The sequence below is a fragment of the Lactobacillus sp. ESL0701 genome, from assembly GCF_029433445.1.
Lineage (GTDB): Bacteria > Bacillota > Bacilli > Lactobacillales > Lactobacillaceae > Lactobacillus.
The window spans coordinates 1-21,197 of the sequence record NZ_JAQTIC010000010.1 but is presented as its reverse complement, the minus strand read 5'-3'; the positions used below and the strand labels follow the sequence as shown (position 1 = coordinate 21,197).

20 protein-coding genes are annotated in these 21,197 nt (G+C 37.7%); 17 read left to right on the top strand and 3 right to left on the bottom strand.

Annotated elements, in window-relative coordinates:
- Positions 1-180 precede the first annotated feature (180 nt).
- Together groES and groL are read left to right on the top strand one after the other, a co-directional pair.
- Positions 181-465 (top strand): co-chaperone GroES, encoded by a 285-nt coding sequence (gene groES / locus PT281_RS07600; protein WP_277130681.1) that lies wholly within the window; start codon positions 181-183, stop codon positions 463-465.
- Between the two features lie 17 nt (positions 466-482).
- Positions 483-2,111, top strand: a complete 1,629-nt coding sequence (groL, locus tag PT281_RS07595; RefSeq protein WP_277153457.1) for a chaperonin GroEL — start codon at positions 483-485, stop codon at positions 2,109-2,111.
- Between the two features lie 62 nt (positions 2,112-2,173).
- On the opposite strand, the gene PT281_RS07590 is transcribed toward groL, so the two are convergent.
- Positions 2,174-3,010 carry a helix-turn-helix transcriptional regulator gene (locus PT281_RS07590; RefSeq protein WP_277153455.1) on the bottom strand — a complete coding sequence of 279 codons (837 nt, stop codon included), beginning with the start codon at positions 3,008-3,010 and terminating at the stop codon, positions 2,174-2,176.
- A 264-nt stretch (positions 3,011-3,274) separates the two neighbouring features.
- Here PT281_RS07590 and PT281_RS07585 point away from each other — a divergent pair, with 264 nt between their 5' ends.
- The 5 genes from PT281_RS07585 (at position 3,275) to PT281_RS07565 (ending at position 6,266) form a co-directional block, all read left to right on the top strand.
- The gene (locus PT281_RS07585) at positions 3,275-3,697 is read left to right on the top strand and encodes a choline-binding protein (RefSeq protein ID WP_277153453.1); all 423 of its coding nucleotides are present in this window, start codon (positions 3,275-3,277) and stop codon (positions 3,695-3,697) included.
- Between the two features lie 65 nt (positions 3,698-3,762).
- Positions 3,763-4,581, top strand: coding sequence for a hypothetical protein (locus tag PT281_RS07580; protein WP_277153451.1), 819 nt, complete (start codon positions 3,763-3,765; stop codon positions 4,579-4,581).
- Positions 4,582-4,691: 110 nt separating this feature from the next.
- The gene (locus PT281_RS07575) at positions 4,692-5,168 is read left to right on the top strand and encodes a hypothetical protein (protein ID WP_277153449.1); all 477 of its coding nucleotides are present in this window, start codon (positions 4,692-4,694) and stop codon (positions 5,166-5,168) included.
- A 14-nt stretch (positions 5,169-5,182) separates the two neighbouring features.
- The gene (locus PT281_RS07570; RefSeq protein ID WP_277153447.1) at positions 5,183-5,782 is read left to right on the top strand and encodes an ABC transporter ATP-binding protein; all 600 of its coding nucleotides are present in this window, start codon (positions 5,183-5,185) and stop codon (positions 5,780-5,782) included.
- Entirely contained in the window at positions 5,775-6,266 is a 492-nt protein-coding gene (locus PT281_RS07565) for a hypothetical protein (protein ID WP_277153445.1), read from the top strand. Before PT281_RS07570 ends, PT281_RS07565 begins: the two co-directional genes overlap by 8 nt.
- A 781-nt stretch (positions 6,267-7,047) precedes the next feature.
- Here the strand turns inward: PT281_RS07565 and PT281_RS07560 are convergent.
- Complete coding sequence (locus tag PT281_RS07560) at positions 7,048-7,824, bottom strand: matrixin family metalloprotease (RefSeq protein WP_277153443.1); 777 nt, start codon at positions 7,822-7,824, stop codon at positions 7,048-7,050.
- Positions 7,825-8,607: 783 nt separating this feature from the next.
- Between PT281_RS07560 and mutS the strand changes: the two genes are divergently transcribed.
- The 10 genes from mutS to PT281_RS07510 all read left to right on the top strand — a co-directional run bounded on the left by mutS (position 8,608) and on the right by PT281_RS07510 (position 20,957).
- Positions 8,608-11,181, top strand: coding sequence for a DNA mismatch repair protein MutS (gene mutS, locus PT281_RS07555; RefSeq protein WP_277153501.1), 2,574 nt, complete (start codon positions 8,608-8,610; stop codon positions 11,179-11,181).
- A 2-nt stretch (positions 11,182-11,183) separates the two neighbouring features.
- Complete coding sequence (gene mutL, locus PT281_RS07550) at positions 11,184-13,064, top strand: DNA mismatch repair endonuclease MutL (protein WP_277153441.1); 1,881 nt, start codon at positions 11,184-11,186, stop codon at positions 13,062-13,064.
- Positions 13,065-13,067: 3 nt separating this feature from the next.
- Positions 13,068-13,652, top strand: a complete 585-nt coding sequence (gene ruvA / locus PT281_RS07545; protein WP_277153439.1) for a Holliday junction branch migration protein RuvA — start codon at positions 13,068-13,070, stop codon at positions 13,650-13,652.
- Positions 13,653-13,688: 36 nt separating this feature from the next.
- Entirely contained in the window at positions 13,689-14,711 is a 1,023-nt protein-coding gene (gene ruvB / locus PT281_RS07540) for a Holliday junction branch migration DNA helicase RuvB (protein WP_277153437.1), read from the top strand.
- A 67-nt stretch (positions 14,712-14,778) separates the two neighbouring features.
- Positions 14,779-15,198 (top strand): preprotein translocase subunit YajC, encoded by a 420-nt coding sequence (yajC, locus tag PT281_RS07535; RefSeq protein ID WP_277153435.1) that lies wholly within the window; start codon positions 14,779-14,781, stop codon positions 15,196-15,198.
- 142 nt (positions 15,199-15,340) lie between these two features.
- Positions 15,341-16,789, top strand: coding sequence for a glucose-6-phosphate dehydrogenase (gene zwf / locus PT281_RS07530; protein WP_277153433.1), 1,449 nt, complete (start codon positions 15,341-15,343; stop codon positions 16,787-16,789).
- A complete protein-coding gene (dinB, locus tag PT281_RS07525) occupies positions 16,782-17,918 on the top strand; it encodes a DNA polymerase IV (RefSeq protein WP_277153431.1) in 1,137 nt (378 codons plus the stop codon). The genes zwf and dinB overlap by 8 nt, the downstream gene beginning before the upstream one ends.
- 53 nt (positions 17,919-17,971) lie before the next feature.
- Positions 17,972-18,928, top strand: coding sequence for a bifunctional oligoribonuclease/PAP phosphatase NrnA (locus tag PT281_RS07520; RefSeq protein ID WP_277153429.1), 957 nt, complete (start codon positions 17,972-17,974; stop codon positions 18,926-18,928).
- A complete protein-coding gene (locus PT281_RS07515) occupies positions 18,921-20,282 on the top strand; it encodes a DEAD/DEAH box helicase (RefSeq protein ID WP_277153427.1) in 1,362 nt (453 codons plus the stop codon). Before PT281_RS07520 ends, PT281_RS07515 begins: the two co-directional genes overlap by 8 nt.
- A gap of 162 nt (positions 20,283-20,444) precedes the next feature.
- Complete coding sequence (locus PT281_RS07510; RefSeq protein WP_277153425.1) at positions 20,445-20,957, top strand: hypothetical protein; 513 nt, start codon at positions 20,445-20,447, stop codon at positions 20,955-20,957.
- 29 nt (positions 20,958-20,986) lie between these two features.
- Here PT281_RS07510 and PT281_RS07505 read toward each other — a convergent pair.
- Positions 20,987-21,197: hypothetical protein (locus tag PT281_RS07505; protein WP_277153423.1), on the bottom strand; the 211-nt coding region annotated here is incomplete at its 5' end.

The following is a 21,197-nucleotide window of genomic DNA, read 5'->3' as shown; positions in this document are numbered from 1 at the left end:
TGCGGGTTAAGAGTTTGCAAAAAATAAAATTAGCACTTTAAACAAAAAAGTGCTAATTTTTCTTGCATTTTTTGGCAAAAGAGGTTATTATCATATTTGTAAGTTAGCACTTAGCTAATAAGAGTGCTAACCGATATAAAGTAAATAAAAATTATCGAAATTTAATTTTAGGAGGCAATCGTGTTACAACCAATCGGTGATCGCGTGATCGTAAAAGTTAAAGAAGAAGAAGAAAAATCTGTTGGCGGCATTGTCTTAGCATCAAATGCTAAAGAAAAGCCAACTGAAGGTGAAGTTGTTGCTGTGGGTGAGGGTACTTATACCCAAACTGGCGATAAGATTCCAATGACTGTTAAGAAGGGCGACGTCGTTTTATACGATAAGTACTCTGGCACTAATGTTAAGCATGAAGGCGAAGAATACTTAGTTCTTCACGAAAAAGATATTTTAGCAGTTGTTAAGTAATTAAGGAGCGAATGAAAATGGCAAAAGATATTAAATTTTCAGAAAACGCAAGACGTTCCCTATTAAAGGGTGTTGACAAGCTAGCTGATACTGTTAAGACAACGATTGGTCCTAAGGGACGCAATGTTGTTTTAGAGCAATCATACGGCAACCCAGAAATCACTAACGATGGTGTTACAATTGCCAAGGCAATTGAATTGAAAGACCATTACGAAAATATGGGTGCCAAGTTAGTTGCTGAAGCTGCACAAAAGACCAACGATATTGCTGGTGACGGTACAACCACTGCCGTTGTTTTGACTCAAGCAATTATTCGTGAAGGAATGAAGAATGTAACTGCTGGTGCTAACCCGGTTGGTGTTCGCCGCGGAATTGAAAAGGCTACTAAGGCTGTAACTGATGAATTACACAAGATTAGCCATACAGTTTCTTCAAAAGACCAAATTGCTCAAGTTGCTGCTGTCTCAAGTGCTTCTAAAGAAGTTGGTAATTTAATTGCTGACGCAATGGAAAAAGTTGGTAACGATGGTGTAATTACTATTGAAGATTCTCGTGGTATTGAAACTGAATTATCAGTTGTTGAAGGGATGCAATTCGATCGCGGTTACTTGTCACAATATATGGTAACTGACAACGATAAGATGGAAGCTGACCTTGATAATCCATACGTTTTGATTACTGACAAGAAGATTTCTAACATTCAAGACATTTTGCCATTGTTGCAAGAAATTGTGCAACAAGGCAAGTCATTGTTAATCATTGCTGACGATATTGATGGTGAAGCATTGCCAACACTTGTTTTGAACAAGGTTCGTGGTACTTTCAACGTTGTTGGTGTTAAGGCTCCTGGCTTTGGTGACAGCCGCAAGGAACAATTACAAGATATTGCCGCATTAACTGGTGGTACTGTAATTACTGAAGACTTGGGTCTTGAATTGAAGGACACTTCAATTGACCAATTAGGTCAAGCTCGCCGGATTACAGTTACTAAGGACTCAACTACAATTGTTGATGGTGCCGGTTCTAATGAAGCAATCAAGGATCGTGAAGATTCAATTAGAAAGCAAATCGATGAAACTACTTCTGACTTCGATAAGAAGAAGTTGCAAGAACGCTTGGCTAAATTAACTGGTGGTGTTGCAGTTATCCATGTTGGTGCTGCTACTGAAACTGAATTGAAGGAACGTCGCTACCGGATTGAAGACGCCTTGAACTCGACTCGTGCTGCTGTTGATGAAGGTTACGTTGCCGGTGGTGGTACTGCCTTAGTTGATGTTGAATCAGCTGTTAAAGACCTTAAAGGTGATACTGCTGATGAACAAACTGGTATCAACATTGTCTTACGTGCTTTGAGTGCACCAGTTCGCCAAATTGCTGAAAACGCTGGTGAAGATGGTTCAGTTATCTTGAACGAACTTGAAAAGCAAGACAACGAAATCGGCTACAATGCTGCTAATGGTAACTGGGAGAATATGGTTGAATCAGGTATTATTGACCCAACCAAGGTTACGCGGACAGCTTTGCAAAACGCTGCTTCAATTGCTGCGCTTCTCTTAACTACTGAAGCTGTAGTTGCAGAAATTCCTGAAGATAAGCCAGCTGATCCAGCCGCAGGTGCTGGTGCCGGCGCTCCTGGAATGATGTAATTTTAAGATAAATAATAATTAAAAAAGTCGCTCAAACAAGCGGCTTTTTTGTGTGGTGAGAATTAATTGAACAGGTAAGAGAATTGCTTAATTTGCATTTTTAATAGATGGGCTAGATCATGTGCGCCAATTTCATTTAATAGCTCAGCATAATAAATTGCTCGGCTGTGGTCCTTATTGCAAATAGCTAATTCTGACTTGCAAAGAAGTAATTTATCATACTGACTGTTATTTTGGGCTAAATCAGCAGCTTGAATTAGTACTGTTTTAGTTGAATTAAAGTCGTTCTGTTCTAGTAATAAATTAGCTTGATTAATTAAAACATTACATTTTAAGCTTGTTAAAAATGGATAACACTTATCAATTGTATTGATTATTTTAGTAATAATCTGTTGGTTAGTTTCGTCATCGAAGGCATAGGCAATCATATTTAACAATGCAAGGTCAATAATTGTTAATGCTTTAATGTTGATTAAATAGTTATACCAAATAGGTTGAACTAACTTTTTAGCTTGTCTTAAGCCGTCAGAAGTGTTTAGTAATAATTGACCTTGTAAGATTCTTTTAATGCGCTTAATATCATTATCGTTTTTAATACTTGAACATTGTTTAATAAGTGAATTGATTTTGTTAGTTTCAGTATTAAGTTCAATATTGAAAAATTGATATAAAATTTGATCTTTTTTTGAAGCTGAATAATCATGTTGGATATATTCGAATTCTTTAGGTGTAAGACTTAAACGAGAAATTAATTGACAGGCAACTTGTTGAGAAGGATAGGAATTGCCACTTTCTATCCTTGATAAACGACTACGATTAAAAATTCCTGTAGCTAATTCCTCTTGACTAATAGAACGAGAAACACGTAGTTGATGGATTGTTTGACCAAAGTCTGACATTTGAAGCACCTCTTTGATTAAATTTTACATTATAGGTAAATAAATTTGCAATAAAAAATTATTTGTGCGTAAAACGCACAGAAATTTTCTTTAGGAAAAGCTATTATAATTATAAAAACATTTGATAAAGAGCTCTTATAATTTATGTTCTAGTGTGTATATTATGTTTAAGTTGAAAGAAGTAATTATGAACTATTTATGGGAAAAACTTTTATGGTTTTGTTCAAAGAAAATTAATTAAAAATAATAAGGAGGTACAAAATTATGTTATCATTAAAGAATCATTTTTGGGGCAAGTCAATATTAGCAGCTGGAACTATTTTGGCACTAAGTGGTACTACGGTTGTTAGTGCAGCTAAGGGACCATCATGGACTGTTAGTCACGAGACTGTCAGTGCACGTGGTAATTGGAGCTCTTATGGCTCATCAAATGTTAAGAGAACTAATTCAAACGATGCGTCTTTCAATGGTGATGTAGTGCCTAATTGGAATGGCTATCTTGTAAAATTAATTAATAGTAATGCTACTCCAAGATCATCTACTACTCAGTTATGGAAGGATGTAACTACGTATGGACGTGATAATACTGGAACGGTAAATTATGCATATTATGCAGATGTTCGTTCAACTCCTAATGAGCCCAACAGTAGTTACGTTAAACTTCACTTTAGTTCGGATCATAAGTAATTTAAAAAGGGAGGAATTATAGTTCCTCCCTTTTTAATATTTGAAATTTAGATAAGGGAAAGATAATGCTAAAAAAAACTAAAAGAATAATTATTATGCTTATAATAACTTATTTAATATTATTAACTTGGCAAATATTTACTGGTATTAAGGAGAATCAAGGAGTACTTAGTTCGAAAGGTAATATTTCTGTAGCACTATTTTTCGATCTACAAATTGGTGGATGGAATGACAAAATTGAAATAGATATTGTTAGAATGGTTTTAGTATCTACTCTGGTAGCTGGGCTATTTATTTACTTAAAGAATAGTAATATGTTTTCCAATATTCAACAACGTATTGGCTACAGACAGTTCTTAAAAAAAGCAACTTTTAATACTTTCTTATGTGGTATGAGTTTATCAATAATAACCAACCTGTATGAAATGCTTTTGATAAATTTGTTTTATTTTCCTTTCGTTTATAATTTTCATGATATTGGATTAAGTGAAGGAATGAGACCGGGCTATTTTACGACTAATGATTTAACAGAAATTATTGTGTTCATAATGCCTGCTGCTATTGGTTGGGGTATTTTCGCTATTTTAGTTTTTAGTGTCGGTTTATTTGTGCAAAAAAATGCTCTATATATTGGTGTGGGACCAATTTTAGGATTAATTCTAATTTTATTACCTGTCTTAGGTAATATGAATAATATTGTTTGGCGAACATTTGTATTTTCCTGGTTTCTGTATACTTTAGTTGCTCCGGGTCAGTCTACCTTTATGGGTCAAAGACCACCAGTAAATTCACTTGTGGCGTTTGTGCTAGCAAGTTTAATTTATTTAACAGTGTCACTATTATTAATTAATTTTTGGTATCGAAGAAAGAGACGTAAGGGTTAATAATGTCCGTTAAAAAAGTAAATCAATGCTTATGGGTAATTGGAGTAATAACAGTGTTGCTAGGCTTATGGAGTGGCGAATATTTGATTACTACTAATCCACCTGAAACTATGGAATTGACAAATGCCTATCTCGATTCTAATTTAATATCACTTTATGTTCAGCCAATAGTTTTAGTACTAATGTACACTCAAGTTTTACGTTTTCGTAATATATACTTATTGATTGGTGTTCGCGGACAAACTAATCAGATGACTAAGAGGTTACTGGTATTAGTAACAATGTATAGTCTAGTATTCTGCTTAGGTTTGATTGTCCCGTACTTATTTACTGGTTTTCCATTATTTCGTAATGGTAGTCCTATCTTGGGTACTGCAATAATACTATTACATGTTGGCGTATTACTATTTTTAGCTTGGCTCTTAGTTGGTGCTTATAATTCAAAGCATCCATATTTTTTGCTATTCATTGTTCTTATTTTAGAAGTAACATATCATTATTACTTTGAAAAACAAATTTTGATTAAGTATAGTCCTTTATACGATCCGCTATATCGGGCAGTACATCATATTTATGGCGGATATTAAAAGGGAGAATTATTATGTTGCAATTGACTCACATTAAGAAATCTTTTAAGAATAAGCAGGTTTTGCAAGATGTAACAATGACAGCTGAAGCTGGTGAATTGGTACATATTTCAGGGATCAATGGTTCAGGAAAATCGACAATTTTTAAAATTGTAACAGGGCTACTAAAGGCCGCTGGAGGCAAAGTCACAATTGGTAAGGATGATTTAATTGGTGCATTGATTGAAAATCCGGAATTTTTGGAATATGAATCCGCAATGACTAACTTACATTTTTTAGCTAATTTGAATCATCGCTTCAATGAAGAAAAAGTTAGGGCATTGCTTCAATATTTTGAACTTGATCCTGATGATAAACAGGCAATTGCTAGATATTCTGTTGGTATGCGACAAAAAGTAGGAATTATTCAAGCAGTAATGGAGGGACAAAATATTATTTTGCTTGATGAGCCAACCAGAGGGATAGACCAAGATAGTATTGGGCAATTTATAACTTTGTTGGCAAAGCTGAAGCAAGAAAATAAAACGGTAATTGTTGCTAGTCACGATCAAATTCCGGAGATTAAATATGATCGATACTTAAAATTGAAAAATGGTGTAATTATTAATGAATAAAAAATTTGCCTTTTATATTTATGCGGCTGCGACGAGTTTATTGATTATTTTGGCACGTGAGAATTGGACGTTATATTTATCGACTAAGAAACTATGGCAACTTAATTTTGCTTGGTTAGGTAAACCATTTGTCTTCTCATTATTATCAGCTAATATCTTATTTTTTGATTGTTTATCTATCTGGTTGCCACGGAGTAATTTTGATTCAATTAGTGATTTAGTGATGGTACGACAACCAAATTTAAAGAATTTGATTATTAATGTTATACCTTATATTTGGCAGTATTTTTTAATATTTGTTTTAGTGCATGTTATTGCTTTTAGTGGCAGCATAACTAGATCAATAATCATGTTAGCGGTAATGATTTGTATTTGGCTAATTTTATTGTTTTTGCCTAATTATCGGTGTTCGCTTAATGAGCAGCGTGCATTAGTTTTTGTGCTTTTACTAGGGCTAAGACTATTTACTAATCAATTTGTTTAAGATAAATCCTTGTGCTGATACTTCTAATCTATAAAGTGATATAAAGTGGTCTGAAAAAATGAGTTTTAGTTTTTAATCCTTGTTCAAGATCATTATGTGAAATATTAGTTATTACTGAAATGCTGATTTTTTACATAATGGACCAGTTACTAATGTTAGTTTGGTAGTTACAGGCATCGTAACAGCGCTAATGATTATTTACTGCCTAGTAATGCTGTTACTAGCTAAAAGGCGGCTTGCTCAATAATAATTTATTTAATTTCAAGAAAAAAGACCATCAAGTTAGATGGTCTTTTTTCTTGATAATACTAGCTTTCTAAGGCTTAATTAAATATGTAAAAAAGTAATATCTATTTTTATGTAAAATATAATTTGAATAAATAGACGCAATTGTTATTTAATAAATGTAAGCAATTTCAATATTCATGTATATCAAAATACGCAAAAAAGGATACTTAATTGGGCAAAGTGTTGCTGCACCGGCATTTATTTACGTATATATATTCGCGTAAATGATAAGATTAAAATAGTAAATAAATAGTGAGTAATTTTAAAAAGTTACTTGCATTCGAATATTTTTTGTTATATAGTAATTGTAATGATTATGAAAGTGCTGTAAGTAGCAGTAATATAACGAATGTTTTGTTTTCTGTTAGTTACTAATTTGTAATTATTAAGCTATTTTTTATTGAAGAAGTATAATTAGGCAAAATAAAATAGCATCTTTCCAAGAGCTGGTAAAGCTACTATTTTATCAAAGTTTTGTTAATTAGCGTTTTAATTAATTTCCCGTATAAAGTGTTCTAAGCCGATTGTAGAAATCTTGATCTAAAATTTGAGTATGGTTTTTCATGGCGTTCTCACTAAATTGAGAATTACTTGCAGACATTAAATTTGATGAAGTACTACTGTGATCTAAGCCTAAAGCATGTCCAAATTCATGAATGAGAATTGCTTCATTACGATAATCTAAACGCCATTTAACTCGATTGTTTAAACTGTAATTTAAGTTGTTTTCTTCTTTATTAACGTAGACATTAACGTGGATAAAAGTTTTAGGTGCATATTTATTAGCTGTCAGCCAGACATTTCCATATACTGTTAAGCCTAAAGCCATAATGTGTGGATCATGATTAGGATCGCTGTTAAAGCTGTTGATCTTTTCTTGACTGACGTAATGTACGGTAATATCAGGATTACTTGTGGAAGGTACTAATCTAACGATATTCATGCTGTTGATTCGTTGTGCAGCGTCATCTGTAAGTGTGGTTTGACGCGATGTACCGTCTGTAGTATAAGTAATATTATTTTTATCAGACCAACTATAACCAACAAGGTTATTACGATCAGGTACAAAAGCAGCAGAATTATAAGCTTGTTTTCCGTTGAGGTTATATTTGAATGCTTTCTTTTGTTTGATATCGTAGTAATCTTGTTTGATTAAATCGGTGCCAGAATATTCATAAAATTTAGCCGTAGCTGCGTAAGCAGGTGGACCACTTATGAATAATAATAAGAATACTGATAGTGCGTATAAAAAGTTCTTTACTGTTTTCATGGTTAACGCTCCTTAATTTGTATATAAAATTTTGATAAAGTCGCAATTTAATTGAAGTATGTCCAGTCCTTTAATTAAAGCGGTTTCATATAAAAGGAAAATGATCTGTCTGGTATAGTAAAGTATTTGGTAAGGCTTGATTAACATAGTATTTAAAATTCAAATAGTAACCGTCCAAATTATATTTAAATTTTTTATTGTTATGATAATCTTACTCGATTAATTCTACTAACCTTTTTATCCTCCCCTTTTTATTTTATATCTTTTTAACAAAATAATGAAAAAATCGCTTCTCGTACTACCTATGAGAAACGATTTTTTGTACACATATATTTATTTATTGACTTAATAAATTACGTATAAATATAAGCACTTATTAAATCTGTATTTTTATTATATTATACGGATACATGTAAAAACAATAAAAATGCTTATAAATGCTGATAAATATCGAGTTATTACTTTTAGCTTTACTAAAAGTATACTTATAATAATTTATATATTATTATTAAACTTAAATTGTTTTTGTGATTTAAATTTACTTAAAAATAATCAAATAAATTGTATTATTGTTATAACTAATAAGCTTGAAAAAAATTTATTTGCTAGTTGTTTTTGCATACCTATGTCAGAATGCAAATTGTAAAGTTGAACTAATTAGAAAATTTAAGAAAAGGATCATTAACTAGTGGTCTTTTTTCTTTTGCTTCAAGAGATAGCGTATAATATAGCAGTAATAGCAAAGAAGAAGAGGAATAAATGGCCAAAGCAAGTACAACTCCGATGATGGAGCAATATTACGAAATTAAAAAGCAATATCCCGATGCCTTCCTTTTTTATCGCGTCGGTGACTTTTATGAATTATTTGAAGATGATGCGGTTAAGGGTGCCCAGATTTTGGAATTAACTTTGACGCACCGTTCGAATAAGAGTGAAAACCCAATTCCAATGGCAGGTGTGCCCCACGTTGCGGTTGATTCTTACGTTGATACCTTAGTAGAGAAGGGCTATAAGGTCGCTTTGTGTGAGCAATTGGAAAATCCTAAAGATGCCAAAGGAATGGTTAAGCGGGGAATTATCCAGCTGGTGACACCGGGTACACGGATGAATGACAAGCCAAGCGAAGCCAAAGATGCCAATTATTTAACATCAGTAGTGACAACTAAGAGCGGCTTCGGCTTAGCTTATAGTGATCTATCAACTGGTGAAATTTTTGCGACTCACTTAAAGACATTTGCGGCCGTAGCGAATGAATTATTGTCATTACGCACGCGCGAGGTTGTTTATAATGGCCATTTAAGTGATACCGACAGTGAGTTTTTCAATAAAGCCAATATTACGGTTTCGGCGCCAGTTGAATTAACTGAAAAACATGCCGAAGTGTCTTTTGTTGAACAAAATTTGGCTAATCATGTGGAAAAAGCAGCGGTTCAACAGCTAGTTGGTTACTTACTGACGACGCAGAAGCGCAGTCTGGCACACTTGCAGGTCGCGCAAAGCTATGAAGTCAGTCAGTATTTACAAATGTCGCACACGGTGCAGAACAATTTAGAATTAACCGCTTCTGCAAAAACTGGCAAAAAGATGGGCTCCTTGTTTTGGGTACTTGATAAGACGCATACGGCAATGGGCGGGCGTTTGCTCAAGCAGTGGCTGGCGCGGCCGCTATTATCAGTTGACCAATTGACTAAGCGCCAAGAAATGGTGCAAGCCCTGCTTGATGGCTATTTTACCCGTGAAAACATTATTGATGCTCTCAAGGGTGTTTATGATTTGGAGCGGTTAACAGGTCGAATTGCCTTTGGCAGTGTTAACGCCCGTGAATTATTGCAGTTAGCTCATTCTTTGCAAGCAGTACCGATAATTTTGACAGCATTACAAGACGCTGATAGCAAGGTTTTGCAGAATTTTGCCACTAAGATTGATCCGCTAAAGGGTGTAGCAGAATTAATTACGACGACAATTGTTGACCAGCCACCGATTGCGACTACTGATGGTGGACTTATTCGCCCTGGCGTTGATCGCCAGCTTGATCGCTACCGCGATGCAATGAATAATGGTAAGAAGTGGTTAGCCGAAATGGAAGTTTCGGAACGGCAAAAAACAGGAATTGATAACCTCAAGGTTGGTTATAACAAGGTCTTTGGTTACTATATTCAAGTGACGAACTCCAACAAGAGTAAGGTGCCAATTGAGCGTTACACCAGAAAGCAAACGTTAACTAATGCGGAACGTTACATTACCCCAGAATTAAAGGAACACGAGAATTTAATTTTAGAAGCACAGTCCAAGTCGACAGATTTGGAATATGATTTGTTTGTTAAATTGCGTGAAGAAGTCAAGAAGTACATTGCTGCTTTACAAAAATTAGCTGCCCAACTAGCCAGTCTTGATGTCTTTTGTTCGTTTGCGCAAGTTGCCGAAGAAAATAATTATTGCCGGCCCGTGTTCCATACTGTCAATCAAGACGTGAAGGTTATTGCAGGACGTCATCCCGTAGTTGAAAAGGTAATGAAGGCGGGTGCTTACATTCCTAATGATGTTAAGCTTGACGAAAATACTAATATTTTCTTGATTACTGGTCCGAACATGTCTGGTAAGAGTACCTACATGCGGCAAATGGCACTGATTGCAGTGATGGCGCAGGTCGGTTCGTTTGTGCCAGCAGATAGTGCTGAACTACCGATTTTTGACCAGATATTCACGCGAATCGGGGCTGCCGATGACCTGATTTCGGGTCAAAGTACCTTTATGGTTGAAATGACGGAAGCCAATGCGGCATTGCAAGCAGCTACTAAGCGCAGCTTGGTATTATTTGATGAAATTGGTCGTGGTACGGCAACCTATGACGGGATGGCATTAGCCGGCGCAATTGTCCAGTATCTGCATGATGAAGTTGGGGCAAAAGTTTTATTTGCGACACATTTCCACGAGTTAACGGCAATGGAGCAAAAATTACCTCATCTGAAGAATATTCACGTTGGAGCAACCGAAGAAAATGGCAAGTTGATTTTCTTACATAAAATTCTACCGGGACCAGCAGATCAAAGTTACGGTATCCACGTGGCGCAATTAGCGGGATTACCGCGCAAAGTCTTGCGTGAAGCAACCAAATTGTTAAAGCGGCTTGAAGCTCAAGGCAGTAACTTAGGACCAGCAGCGACACAATTAGACTTATTTAATACTAATGAAGCTGCCGCTGCGGGTGATAACCTTGAAGAGTCAGCAGATGAAGTTAAAGGTAAGGAAAAAGATATCCTTGATGAGATTTCTAATCTTTATCTGGCAGATAAGACACCACTTGAAGTAATGCAGCTAGTTGCAAACTGGCAGGAAGACTTGAAAGATGAGCAATAATCATGGCGCAAATTCATGAATTGTCGGAAACGTTAGCTAACCAGATTGCGGCTGGAGAGGTAATTGAGCGGCCAGCGAGCGTGGTTAAGGAATTGGTCGAAAACGCAATCGATGCTGGTAGCAGCCGAATTCGGATTGATTTTATCGATGCTGGTCTAAAGGAAATTGTTGTGCAAGATAATGGTTCGGGAATTGCTGGCGATCAAATTGATCTTGCTTTTACCCGGCACGCAACAAGTAAAATTACCAACGAACGAGATTTATTTAATGTTGGTACTTTGGGCTTTCGCGGGGAAGCCTTGGCTTCGATTGCGGCGGTTAGTCATGTAGAAATTCTAACTAATACCAATGAGGCAGCAGGAACACGAGCTGAATTTACTGGTGGCGTAAAAAAGCTCCAGGAAGATGCCGCTGCTAAAAAGGGTACGCAAATTACAGTTAAAGACCTGTTTTATAACACGCCGGCGCGGCTAAAGTATCTGCGCAGTCCCCGTACCGAAATCATGAAAATTGTTGATATTGTGAACCGGATTGCTTTGGGTTATCCTAATTTGGCTTTAACGCTAACTAATGAAGGGCGAGTTTTATTACGAACTGCGGGTAATGGTAACTTGCAGCAGACGGTTTCTAGTGTTTATGGTCGCCATATTGCCGAAAAAATGCTGCCATTTAGCAGCAGCGACAATGATTTTACGGTTACTGGCTTAATATCGAAACCAGAATTAACTCGTTCAACACGTAATTTTGTTTCGATTTTGCTAAATGGACGTTATATTAAAAATTTCAAGCTCGCAGCTGCCGTGATGGCAGGATACGGCACAAATTTGACTGCTAAACATTACCCAATTGCGATTGTGAAGATTGAAGTTGACCCGCTGCTAGTTGATGTTAACGTGCATCCCACTAAGCAGGAAGTACGCTTATCAAAGGAAAGTGAAGTTGGTCGTTTAATTACGAATGCGATTAGCACTACACTTTTAGAAGAAAATAACCAGGGCGATGGGTTGGCTAATTTGACCGCAGCAAAGCAAGATACACTGGTAGACCAGCTTAAATTTAATTTAAATAAAAATGTTGTGGATACTAAGCGGACTGTACCTATTGATGAGGTGCATGAAAGTCATGCCGCTAAGATTGCAACACCTAAGCACGCGCAATATGTAAATTTAACAGTACCGCGTGAGGATGACCGCTATATTATTACCAAAACTTGGCGTGATAATGTTGCCCGGCAAAGGCAGCTGCCGCCGTTTGTTAATCATGCAAATAGTGCTGCAGTTGTTTCAACAGGGGATGAAGTTTTAGCTAATCATCTTCCTGAATTAACTTTGGTTGGTCAAACAAGAACTTATTTGGTTGCCGCAAATGGTGACGACTTATATTTGGTGGATCAAGTTGCGGTTAGACGGCTGCTTTGCTTCATTACAATTGAGCAGACAATTTCACAACAAAAGATTACTCAACAGGGTTTATTAACGCCATTGACGCTTTCCTTTGGCAATCTGGATTTTATTCAAATTAAGGATAATTTGGCAGAAATTAATCAGATTGGTCTATTTTTGGAAGAATTTGGCAGTGACACATTTATTCTGCGGTCTTATCCGACATGGATTAAGAGCAATCCTGAAGAAGCAATTCGCTCAATTTTGGATAGCTTTTTGAATGTTGACCAAACTGATACTGCCAGCTTGGTTAAGCGAATTGCAGCCCGGCAAGCTGAAAAAGAAATTACGGGACGGATCAAGCTAGCAGATGCGGAAGCCAGTGAACTATTGAATAAATTACGGCAAACTCCTGATCCTTACCATGATGCCCGCGGCAATCTGGTTCTAGTGCGGTTACGGCAAAGCGAATTAAATAAAATGTTTAAAAAGGATAAATAATTAATGTATGAATATTTAAAGGGCATTATTACCAAGATTATGCCTAATTATGTTGTGCTTGATGTTAATGGTGTGGGCTATAAGATTTATAGTCCCACCCCATTTGCTTATCAGCAAGATGAACAGGCTGAAGTTTATATTGAGCAGGTAGTTCGTGACACGGGTATTACCTTATATGGTTTTCAAAGTGAAGAAGATAAGGAACTGTTTTTAAAATTGCTTAGTGTCAGCGGTATTGGTCCCAAGTCGGCACTTGCAATCATGGCAGCTGAAGATAGTAATTCGCTAGCCGAAGCTATTGAGCAGGGCGAAGTTAAGTATTTGACCCGCTTTCCCGGCGTTGGCAAAAAGACCGCGTCACAGATTGTACTTGACTTAAAAGGTAAGCTTGGTGATTTTGTGCAGCGGGTGGATAAGATTGCCGATCAAGAAATCACCCCGGAACTTAATGATGCCTTGCTAGCACTGCTTGCTCTTGGCTATACCCAAAAGGAAGTTGACCGAGTGGCACCTAAATTAGCTAAGGAAGATGCGACAACTGCTGACCAGTATATAAAAAAGGGTCTAGCCCTTCTCTTAAAGAAGTAGTTCTTGTTATAATAAAAAGTAACGTGTTCAAAGGAAGTGAAACTGGTGACAGATAATGATGATTCAATTGTTTCTGGTGAGAGTCAGGGATTAAATGAGCAGCAGACTGAATTTTCGCTAAGACCACAGCACTTAGACGATTATTTGGGGCAAAAGCGGGTTAAAAAAGAGCTAGCAGTTTATATTAAAGCTGCTAAACAGCGTGATGAAGCACTTGATCATGTTCTACTCTACGGACCGCCGGGCCTCGGAAAAACGACTTTGGCGTTTGTAATTGCAAATGAATTGGGTGTTAATTTAAAGAGTACCAGTGGTCCAGCAATTGAAAAAGCTGGCGATTTGGTGGCGTTATTGACTGATCTTAATCCGGGGGATGTTTTATTTATTGATGAAATCCACCGCTTGGCCAAGCCGATTGAGGAAGTACTCTATTCAGCAATGGAAGATTATTACATCGACATTGTGATTGGCGAGGGTCAAACAACCCACGCGGTCCATGTGCCGCTGCCACCATTTACCTTGGTTGGTGCAACGACTTTAGCTGGGCAATTGTCGGCGCCCTTGCGTGATCGCTTTGGGATTGTTGAACATTTACAGTATTACCAAGTTGATGAATTAGAGCAGATTATTCAGCGCTCAAGCAATGTGTTTCAGATTGAGATTGCACCAGAAGCTGCTCATGAATTAGCGCGTAGGTCGCGTGGTACGCCGCGAGTAGCTAATCGGCTGCTTAGACGGGTGCGTGATTTTGCGGAAGTAAAGGGCGAACAGGTGATTTCCTTTGCGACAACTGCTAGTTCACTTAAGCAGCTGCAAGTTGATGATGAGGGGTTAGATCAGACTGACCGCAAGATTTTACGGGTAATGATTGAAAATTATCATGGTGGTCCAGTCGGCGTGCGGACGCTAGCGGCTAATAGTGGTGAAGATGTAGAAACAATCGAATCGTTATATGAGCCATATCTGCTGCAGCGAGGCTTTATTTTAATGACACCGCGCGGGCGCATGGTAACCGAGAAGGCATATTTGCAGTTAGGCTTACCGATTCCTAATGAGTAGTGCAAATGCCGATGAATTTATGTATAATTAAGAAGCTAATATATTTTTGAATTTATGAGGTGTAAAAGTGAATACTTTATTTTTAGCTGCTGCGGGTAATGGCAGTAACAGCTTTGTGATGATTATTATCTTTATTGTTTTAATTGCTTTCATGTACTTTACAATGATTAAGCCGCAAAAGAAGCAACAACAAAAGAAAATGGAAATGATGAATCAATTAAAGAAGGGCGACAACGTTATTTTAATTGACGGTTTGCATGCCAAGATTGATTCTGTCGATACTAATGACAAGACGGTTGTTGTTGATGCTGATGGTATTTATCTGACTTTTAGCCGGATGGCTGTTCAACAAATTTTGCCAGCAGAAGCTAATGTTACTGATAAGCCAGCTGAAGAAGAACCTGCAAAGGAAGAAAAGCCAGCAGAACCTGCTGATAAGTCTGATGAAGCAGAGCCAAAGTCAAGCGATGATTCTACTGAAAAATAAAAGATCTAAATAAAAGCGTCAGTTGACGCTTTTTATTTTGCTCTAAAAAATTATCACTCTGCTTGGCTAAAAACTAATGTTTGGATGCAAAATAGTATAAAATGGAATTAACTTAAGTTTAATTTTAGGAAAGGGTACCCTTATGAACAATATTCCAGTTGTAATGATTATTTTTGGCGGCAGCGGCGACCTGGCCCATCGTAAATTGTATCCGGCTTTGTTTAATTTATACGAGCAAGGTCTAATTCATGATAATTTTGCAGTTATTGGTACAGCGCGGCGACCATGGACCCACGAATATTTGCGCGAGCAAGTTAGCGATGCAATTCATGAAACCCACAAAGAAGTCAGCGAAAATGATATCCAAAATTTTGCCAGTCACTTTTACTATCAGTCCCATGACGTGACAAATGTTGAACATTATCAAGCACTTAAAGAATTAGCGCAAGAACTTGATGATCGTTATAGTGCACAAGGCAATCGAATCTTTTACATGGCAATGGCGCCGCGCTTCTTTGGTACGATTGCAACGCACATTAATGACCAACATCTGACAAGTACAGGCTTTAATAGAATAGTTGTTGAGAAGCCATTTGGGCGTGACCTTGCCTCTGCTGAAAAGTTGAATAAGCAGATTACTGCCTCTTTTGCTGAAGACGATATTTTTCGAATTGATCATTACTTAGGTAAGGAAATGGTGCAGAATATTCTGCCGTTACGGTTTACCAATCCGCTGATTAAAAATGTCTGGAATAGTGCCAATGTTAAGAATATTCAGGTTACTTTAGCAGAACGGCTCGGTGTTGAAGCCCGCGGCGGCTATTATGAAACTTCTGGGGCCTTGCGCGATATGGTGCAGAATCATATTTTTCAAATTATTACGTTGCTGGCAATGCCGCAGCCTGCTGATTTGACTGCAAAGAGCATCCACCAAGCTAAACAAGAACTGCTTGATAGTCTGGTAATGCCGACTAAGACGGAAATTGACCAGCACTTTGTTCGCGGACAATATCTCGGCAGTGACACGACCTTTGGTTATAAGCAAGAACCGAATGTAGCCGAAGACTCGACGACAGAAACATACGCAGCTGGACAAATTAAATTCGAAAAGGGACCTGTTGCTGGTGTGCCGATTTATTTTAGAACAGGGAAAGAATTTAGGGAAAAGGAAAGCCGCATTGATATTGTCTTAAAGCACATGGCTAATCCTTATGGTCAAGCACACTCCAACAACATTACCATTGTGATTGACCCGCAAATGGAAATTTTTATTACAATTAATGGTAAGAAAATTTCAACAAGTGGTATTCGCCGTGAAAACTTAGATTATACTTTTGCTAAGTCTGAACTAGCCCAAGTGCCGGACGGCTATGAGCGCTTATTGCACGATGTTTTTGTTAATGACTCAACCAATTTTACTCATTGGAGTGAATTGAAGAATTACTGGAAATTTATTGATTTGATTGAAGATGCCTGGCATCAGGATGATCAAGCTGGCAAAAAGCCCGTGGAATATTTACCTTATCGTATGGGACCAAAAGCGGCAGACCAAATTTTTGATTCTACAACAGAACACTGGATTTATGACTAGCCCAAGTGATGATCTGCTGCCGCTTAATGATACCCACAGGCGCATTATTCATATTGATATGGATGCCTTTTATGCTTCAGTAGAAATGCGCGATCATCCAGAACTGAAAAATAAGGCACTGATTATTGGTCAAGATGCCCGAAAAAATCATGGTCATGGTGTCGTGGCGACGGCAAATTATGTCGCTCGTAAGTACGGTGTGCATTCAGCAATGCCGTCAATTAAGGCAATCAGGCTAGTGCCAACAGATAAATTGGTCTTTTTGCGACCAGATTTTACTAAATATCGCGCTGTTTCGGCAGCAATTCACGAAATGATGCACGAGATTACAGATTCGGTGCAGTCGATTGCACTTGATGAAGCTTATTTGGACGTAACTGAGAATAAGTTGGGTTCAACTTCGGCTGTCCAACTGGCAATTGATTTACAGATGCGAATTCGTAAGGAAGAAGGACTGAATTGTTCTTTTGGTGTCACTTATAATAAATTTTTGGCAAAAATGGGTTCAGAATATGCTAAACCATTCGGGCGGACAGTAATTTTGCCTCTAGAAGCAAAGGCTTTTTTAGCAAGACAAAAAATTGAGGACTTTCATGGCATAGGTCCCAGAACGCAGGAACGTCTTCATCAAATGGGAATCTATACTGGCAAGGGACTGCAACAGATTCATGTGCGCGAATTGATTAAGCATTTTAACCGGATGGGCTATTTGATGGCCGAGCACGCTAACGGGGTTGACTTGTCACGGGTTGTTCCTGATGATGAACATAATCGCAAGTCGATTGGCATTGAGCGCACTTATGAGCCGTGCGTTTTTGATGAACAGACAGCACTGACTAATATTCGAAGTTATGCTGCTAGTTTGGAAGAAAAGCTGCAGGAACGTAACTTTTTTGCCAATACGATTGTCTTAAAAATTCGCAATAATGATTTTGTGACTGTGACCAAACGGCGCAAATTGCCGCATGCAACGCGTAATGCAACGGAGATTTATCAAGCAGCCCGCGAATTGTTTGAGCCGCTGGCGAATAACTTTCTCAGTAATGGTATTCGCCTCTTGGGAGTGACGGCAACCGATTTTTCAGAAGCTGATTTTGAAGATGTCAACTTAGACTTATTTTCAGATTGAGTGACTTTTCTGGTAAACTAAAGGATAAACAATTAATAGATGAAGGAGTAATTATGAGCACTTTTGCGGAAATATATCAAAAAATCGAACAATATTCGACAATTATTTTGCACCGTCATACTAGCCCAGACCCAGATGCCTTAGGTTCACAGGCTGGGTTAGCGCGGTCATTAAAGTTGCACTTTCCTGACAAACGCATTTTATGTGCTGGTGAAAATGATGAGGGAGATCTTGCTTGGATTAACAAGATGGATCCGGTAACTAAAGCAGATTATCAAGGCGCACTGGTTATTACAACGGATACTGCTAATACGGCACGGATCGCCAATAAGTTATACGATCAAGGGGATTTTTTAATTAAAATTGATCACCACCCAGATGTTGAACCGTATGCTGATATGAGTTATGTTGATGATGAGGCACCAGCTGCTTCGCAGATTATCGCGGACTTTTTAGCGGCAGAAAATTTGCCGATGCCAGCTGAGGCTGCTTATCCGTTATATGCGGGGATAGTTGGCGATACAGGTCGATTCATGTATCCCGAAACCACAGCGCATACGTTTAACGTTGTTGCCAAATTGGCGGCTACGGGAATTAATATTACTGAAATTGCCCGTAATATGAGTGATGTCACATTTGTGCAGGCAAAATTGCAGGCAGAAGTACTCGATTATATGAAAGTTGACCCTAGCGGTGCTGCTTATGCAGTTTTAACGCAGGAAGCTCTTGATAAGTTGGGCGTTGATTTTAGCCAAGCCTCGTGCACGGTTTCAACACCAGGACGAATTAAGGACATCATTGCTTGGAATGTTTTTGTCGAAAAGCCTGATGGCACCTATCGTGTTCACTACCGTTCAAAGGGTCCAGTCATTAATGAATTAGCAGCTAAGCATGATGGTGGTGGTCATGCTTTAGCCAGTGGCGCCAATGCTCAAGATTTAGCTGAAGTTAAGCAAATTTTTGCGGAATTGGTACAAGTAACTAAGGAATATCAAAAAACACATGAATAATATTTTTAAAGACGCTAAACTCAAGCCAGAATTGCAAGCTGGCTTGAGCAAGATTAATTTTACGCAGCCAACTAAGGTTCAGGAAGAAGTTATTCCTGTTTTATTAGAGCATAAGAATGCGGTTGTCCAGGCTGTTACTGGATCGGGAAAGACGCATGCGTTTTTAGTACCTGTATTGAATGACATTGATCCAGAATTGGCATACACGCAAGCAGTAATTACAGCGCCGAGCCGCGAACTATCCGAACAGCTTTATCAAGTTGCAAGACAACTGCGGGATGCTTCAGGGCTGAATATTTCGATTGCTCATTTAGCTGGTGGAACAGATCGTGAACGGCAATTAAAGAAGATTACCAGCAATAAGCCGCAATTAGTAATCGCCACGCCGGGGCGGCTGCACGATTTTGTTCAAAAGAAGCTGCTGTTTTTGGATTATGTTAAAGACTTCATTATCGATGAAGCTGATATGACCTTAGATATGGGCTTTTTAAACGATATTGATTTCATTGCCCAGAGAATGCCGAAGGAGCTGCTGTTTGCGGCTTTTTCAGCAACGATTCCAGTACAATTAAGCAACTTTTTGCGTAAATATATGGCTAAGCCTGAGCAAATTGTAATTGATAATCCAACTGTTATTTCCGGAACAATTAAGAATGACTTGTTAGATGTTGGTTCTAAAAATCGCAAAAAGATTTTGTACCAATTATTGACAATGGGTCAGCCATATTTGGCAGTTGTCTTTGCTAATACTAAGCAAAAAGTTGATGAACTAACTGAATATTTGCAATCTGAAGGCTTAAAAGTAGCCAAGATTCACGGTGGGATCACTGAACGCGAGCGTAAACGTGCATTGCGGGAAGTGGAAGCTGGACAATTTCAGTATGTGGTTGCCACTGATTTGGCAGCACGTGGACTTGATATTGATGGTGTTAGTCTAGTTATTAACTACGAAATTCCGCGTGATTTGGATTTTGTTGTTCACCGAATTGGGCGGACTGGTCGTAACGGTTTGTCTGGGCATGCTGTTACTTTAATTCGTGAAGAAGAAATGAATCGAATCGCTGGATTAGAAAAAATGGGCGTCCATTTTGATTTTGTTGAAATTAAAAATGGTGAATTGGTGCCGCGTAAACATTATCACCGCCGTACAGATCGTAATGCTGCCAACCATAAGATTGATAATAAGTTAAATGGTTTGGTCAAAAAAGCCAAGAAAAAGCGCAAGCCTGGCTATAAGAAGAAGATTAAGCAAGCTATCCAAAAGGATAAGGCGCAGAAGCGAAAAATTGAGCAGCGTCATGAAGTTCGCAAGGCTAAACGCCAACGTAAGCAGCGTCGTGAAAATGGTCGTTAAATAAAAAAGCAAAGTTGTAATGCAGCTTTGCTTTTTTAATTTGTATAGAACAATATTTTGCTGTAACAGTACTTGAGGGAAGTATATTTAAATATAATTTATTGCATGTTAGCGCTTTTATTGATATATTGATTACAATAAATTTAATAGGAGAATTAGAACATGGCTATACCATACTCTGAGAAGATTCTTAAGCGGGACTTGAGCAAGAAGATATGTGACAAATACACTGTAACGGAATTTTGTCAAAAGGCGCAGATTGACAGGGGGATGTTTTACAATCATTACAGTAACATGTCGAGTATGTTTGTGTCGGTGGTTGTTTTACAAGTACAAAGAACTTTGCGTAGTTTTAATGGTGAGACAATGAACCGAATGTTTTATCGCATGCTCACGCAAATTAAAGAAAATCACATTTTCTATTATAATTTGCTACTAATTAGTAAAGACCCTAGAAATTTTTATATTGCTTTGCGCAAGGAATTTGCAATTGCCATTGAAAATTACATGCGGCCGCGGGGTGCTTTTTCGGTTAGACAAATTGATTTAGTTGCTAATGGTGTCTATGCAATTATCTATAATTGGGTCATTCATGAGTGCAAAACCGACATAAGAGATATTTATCAGTGCATTAATTTGCTATTATCTCACATTGAAAAACCGTTGAAGAATTAGGCTTTTTAGGGAATGTTAGAAATAACATTCTATTTTTTTGCAAAAAAAGCTTGCAAAAGAGGAGACAAGTTGGTAGTATTAATAACTGTCGTCGGGCAAGAGAGCGAAAGGCTTGAGAGCAAGGCGGCGAAAGAAACTAAGCAAAAGAGCTTGACAAGAGCAGGAAGGTTTAGTAAGATAATAAACGCTGCTGAGGGAGTTGAAAACTTCTTCAGGAGCGGGTCAGAAAAAAGTTCTTGA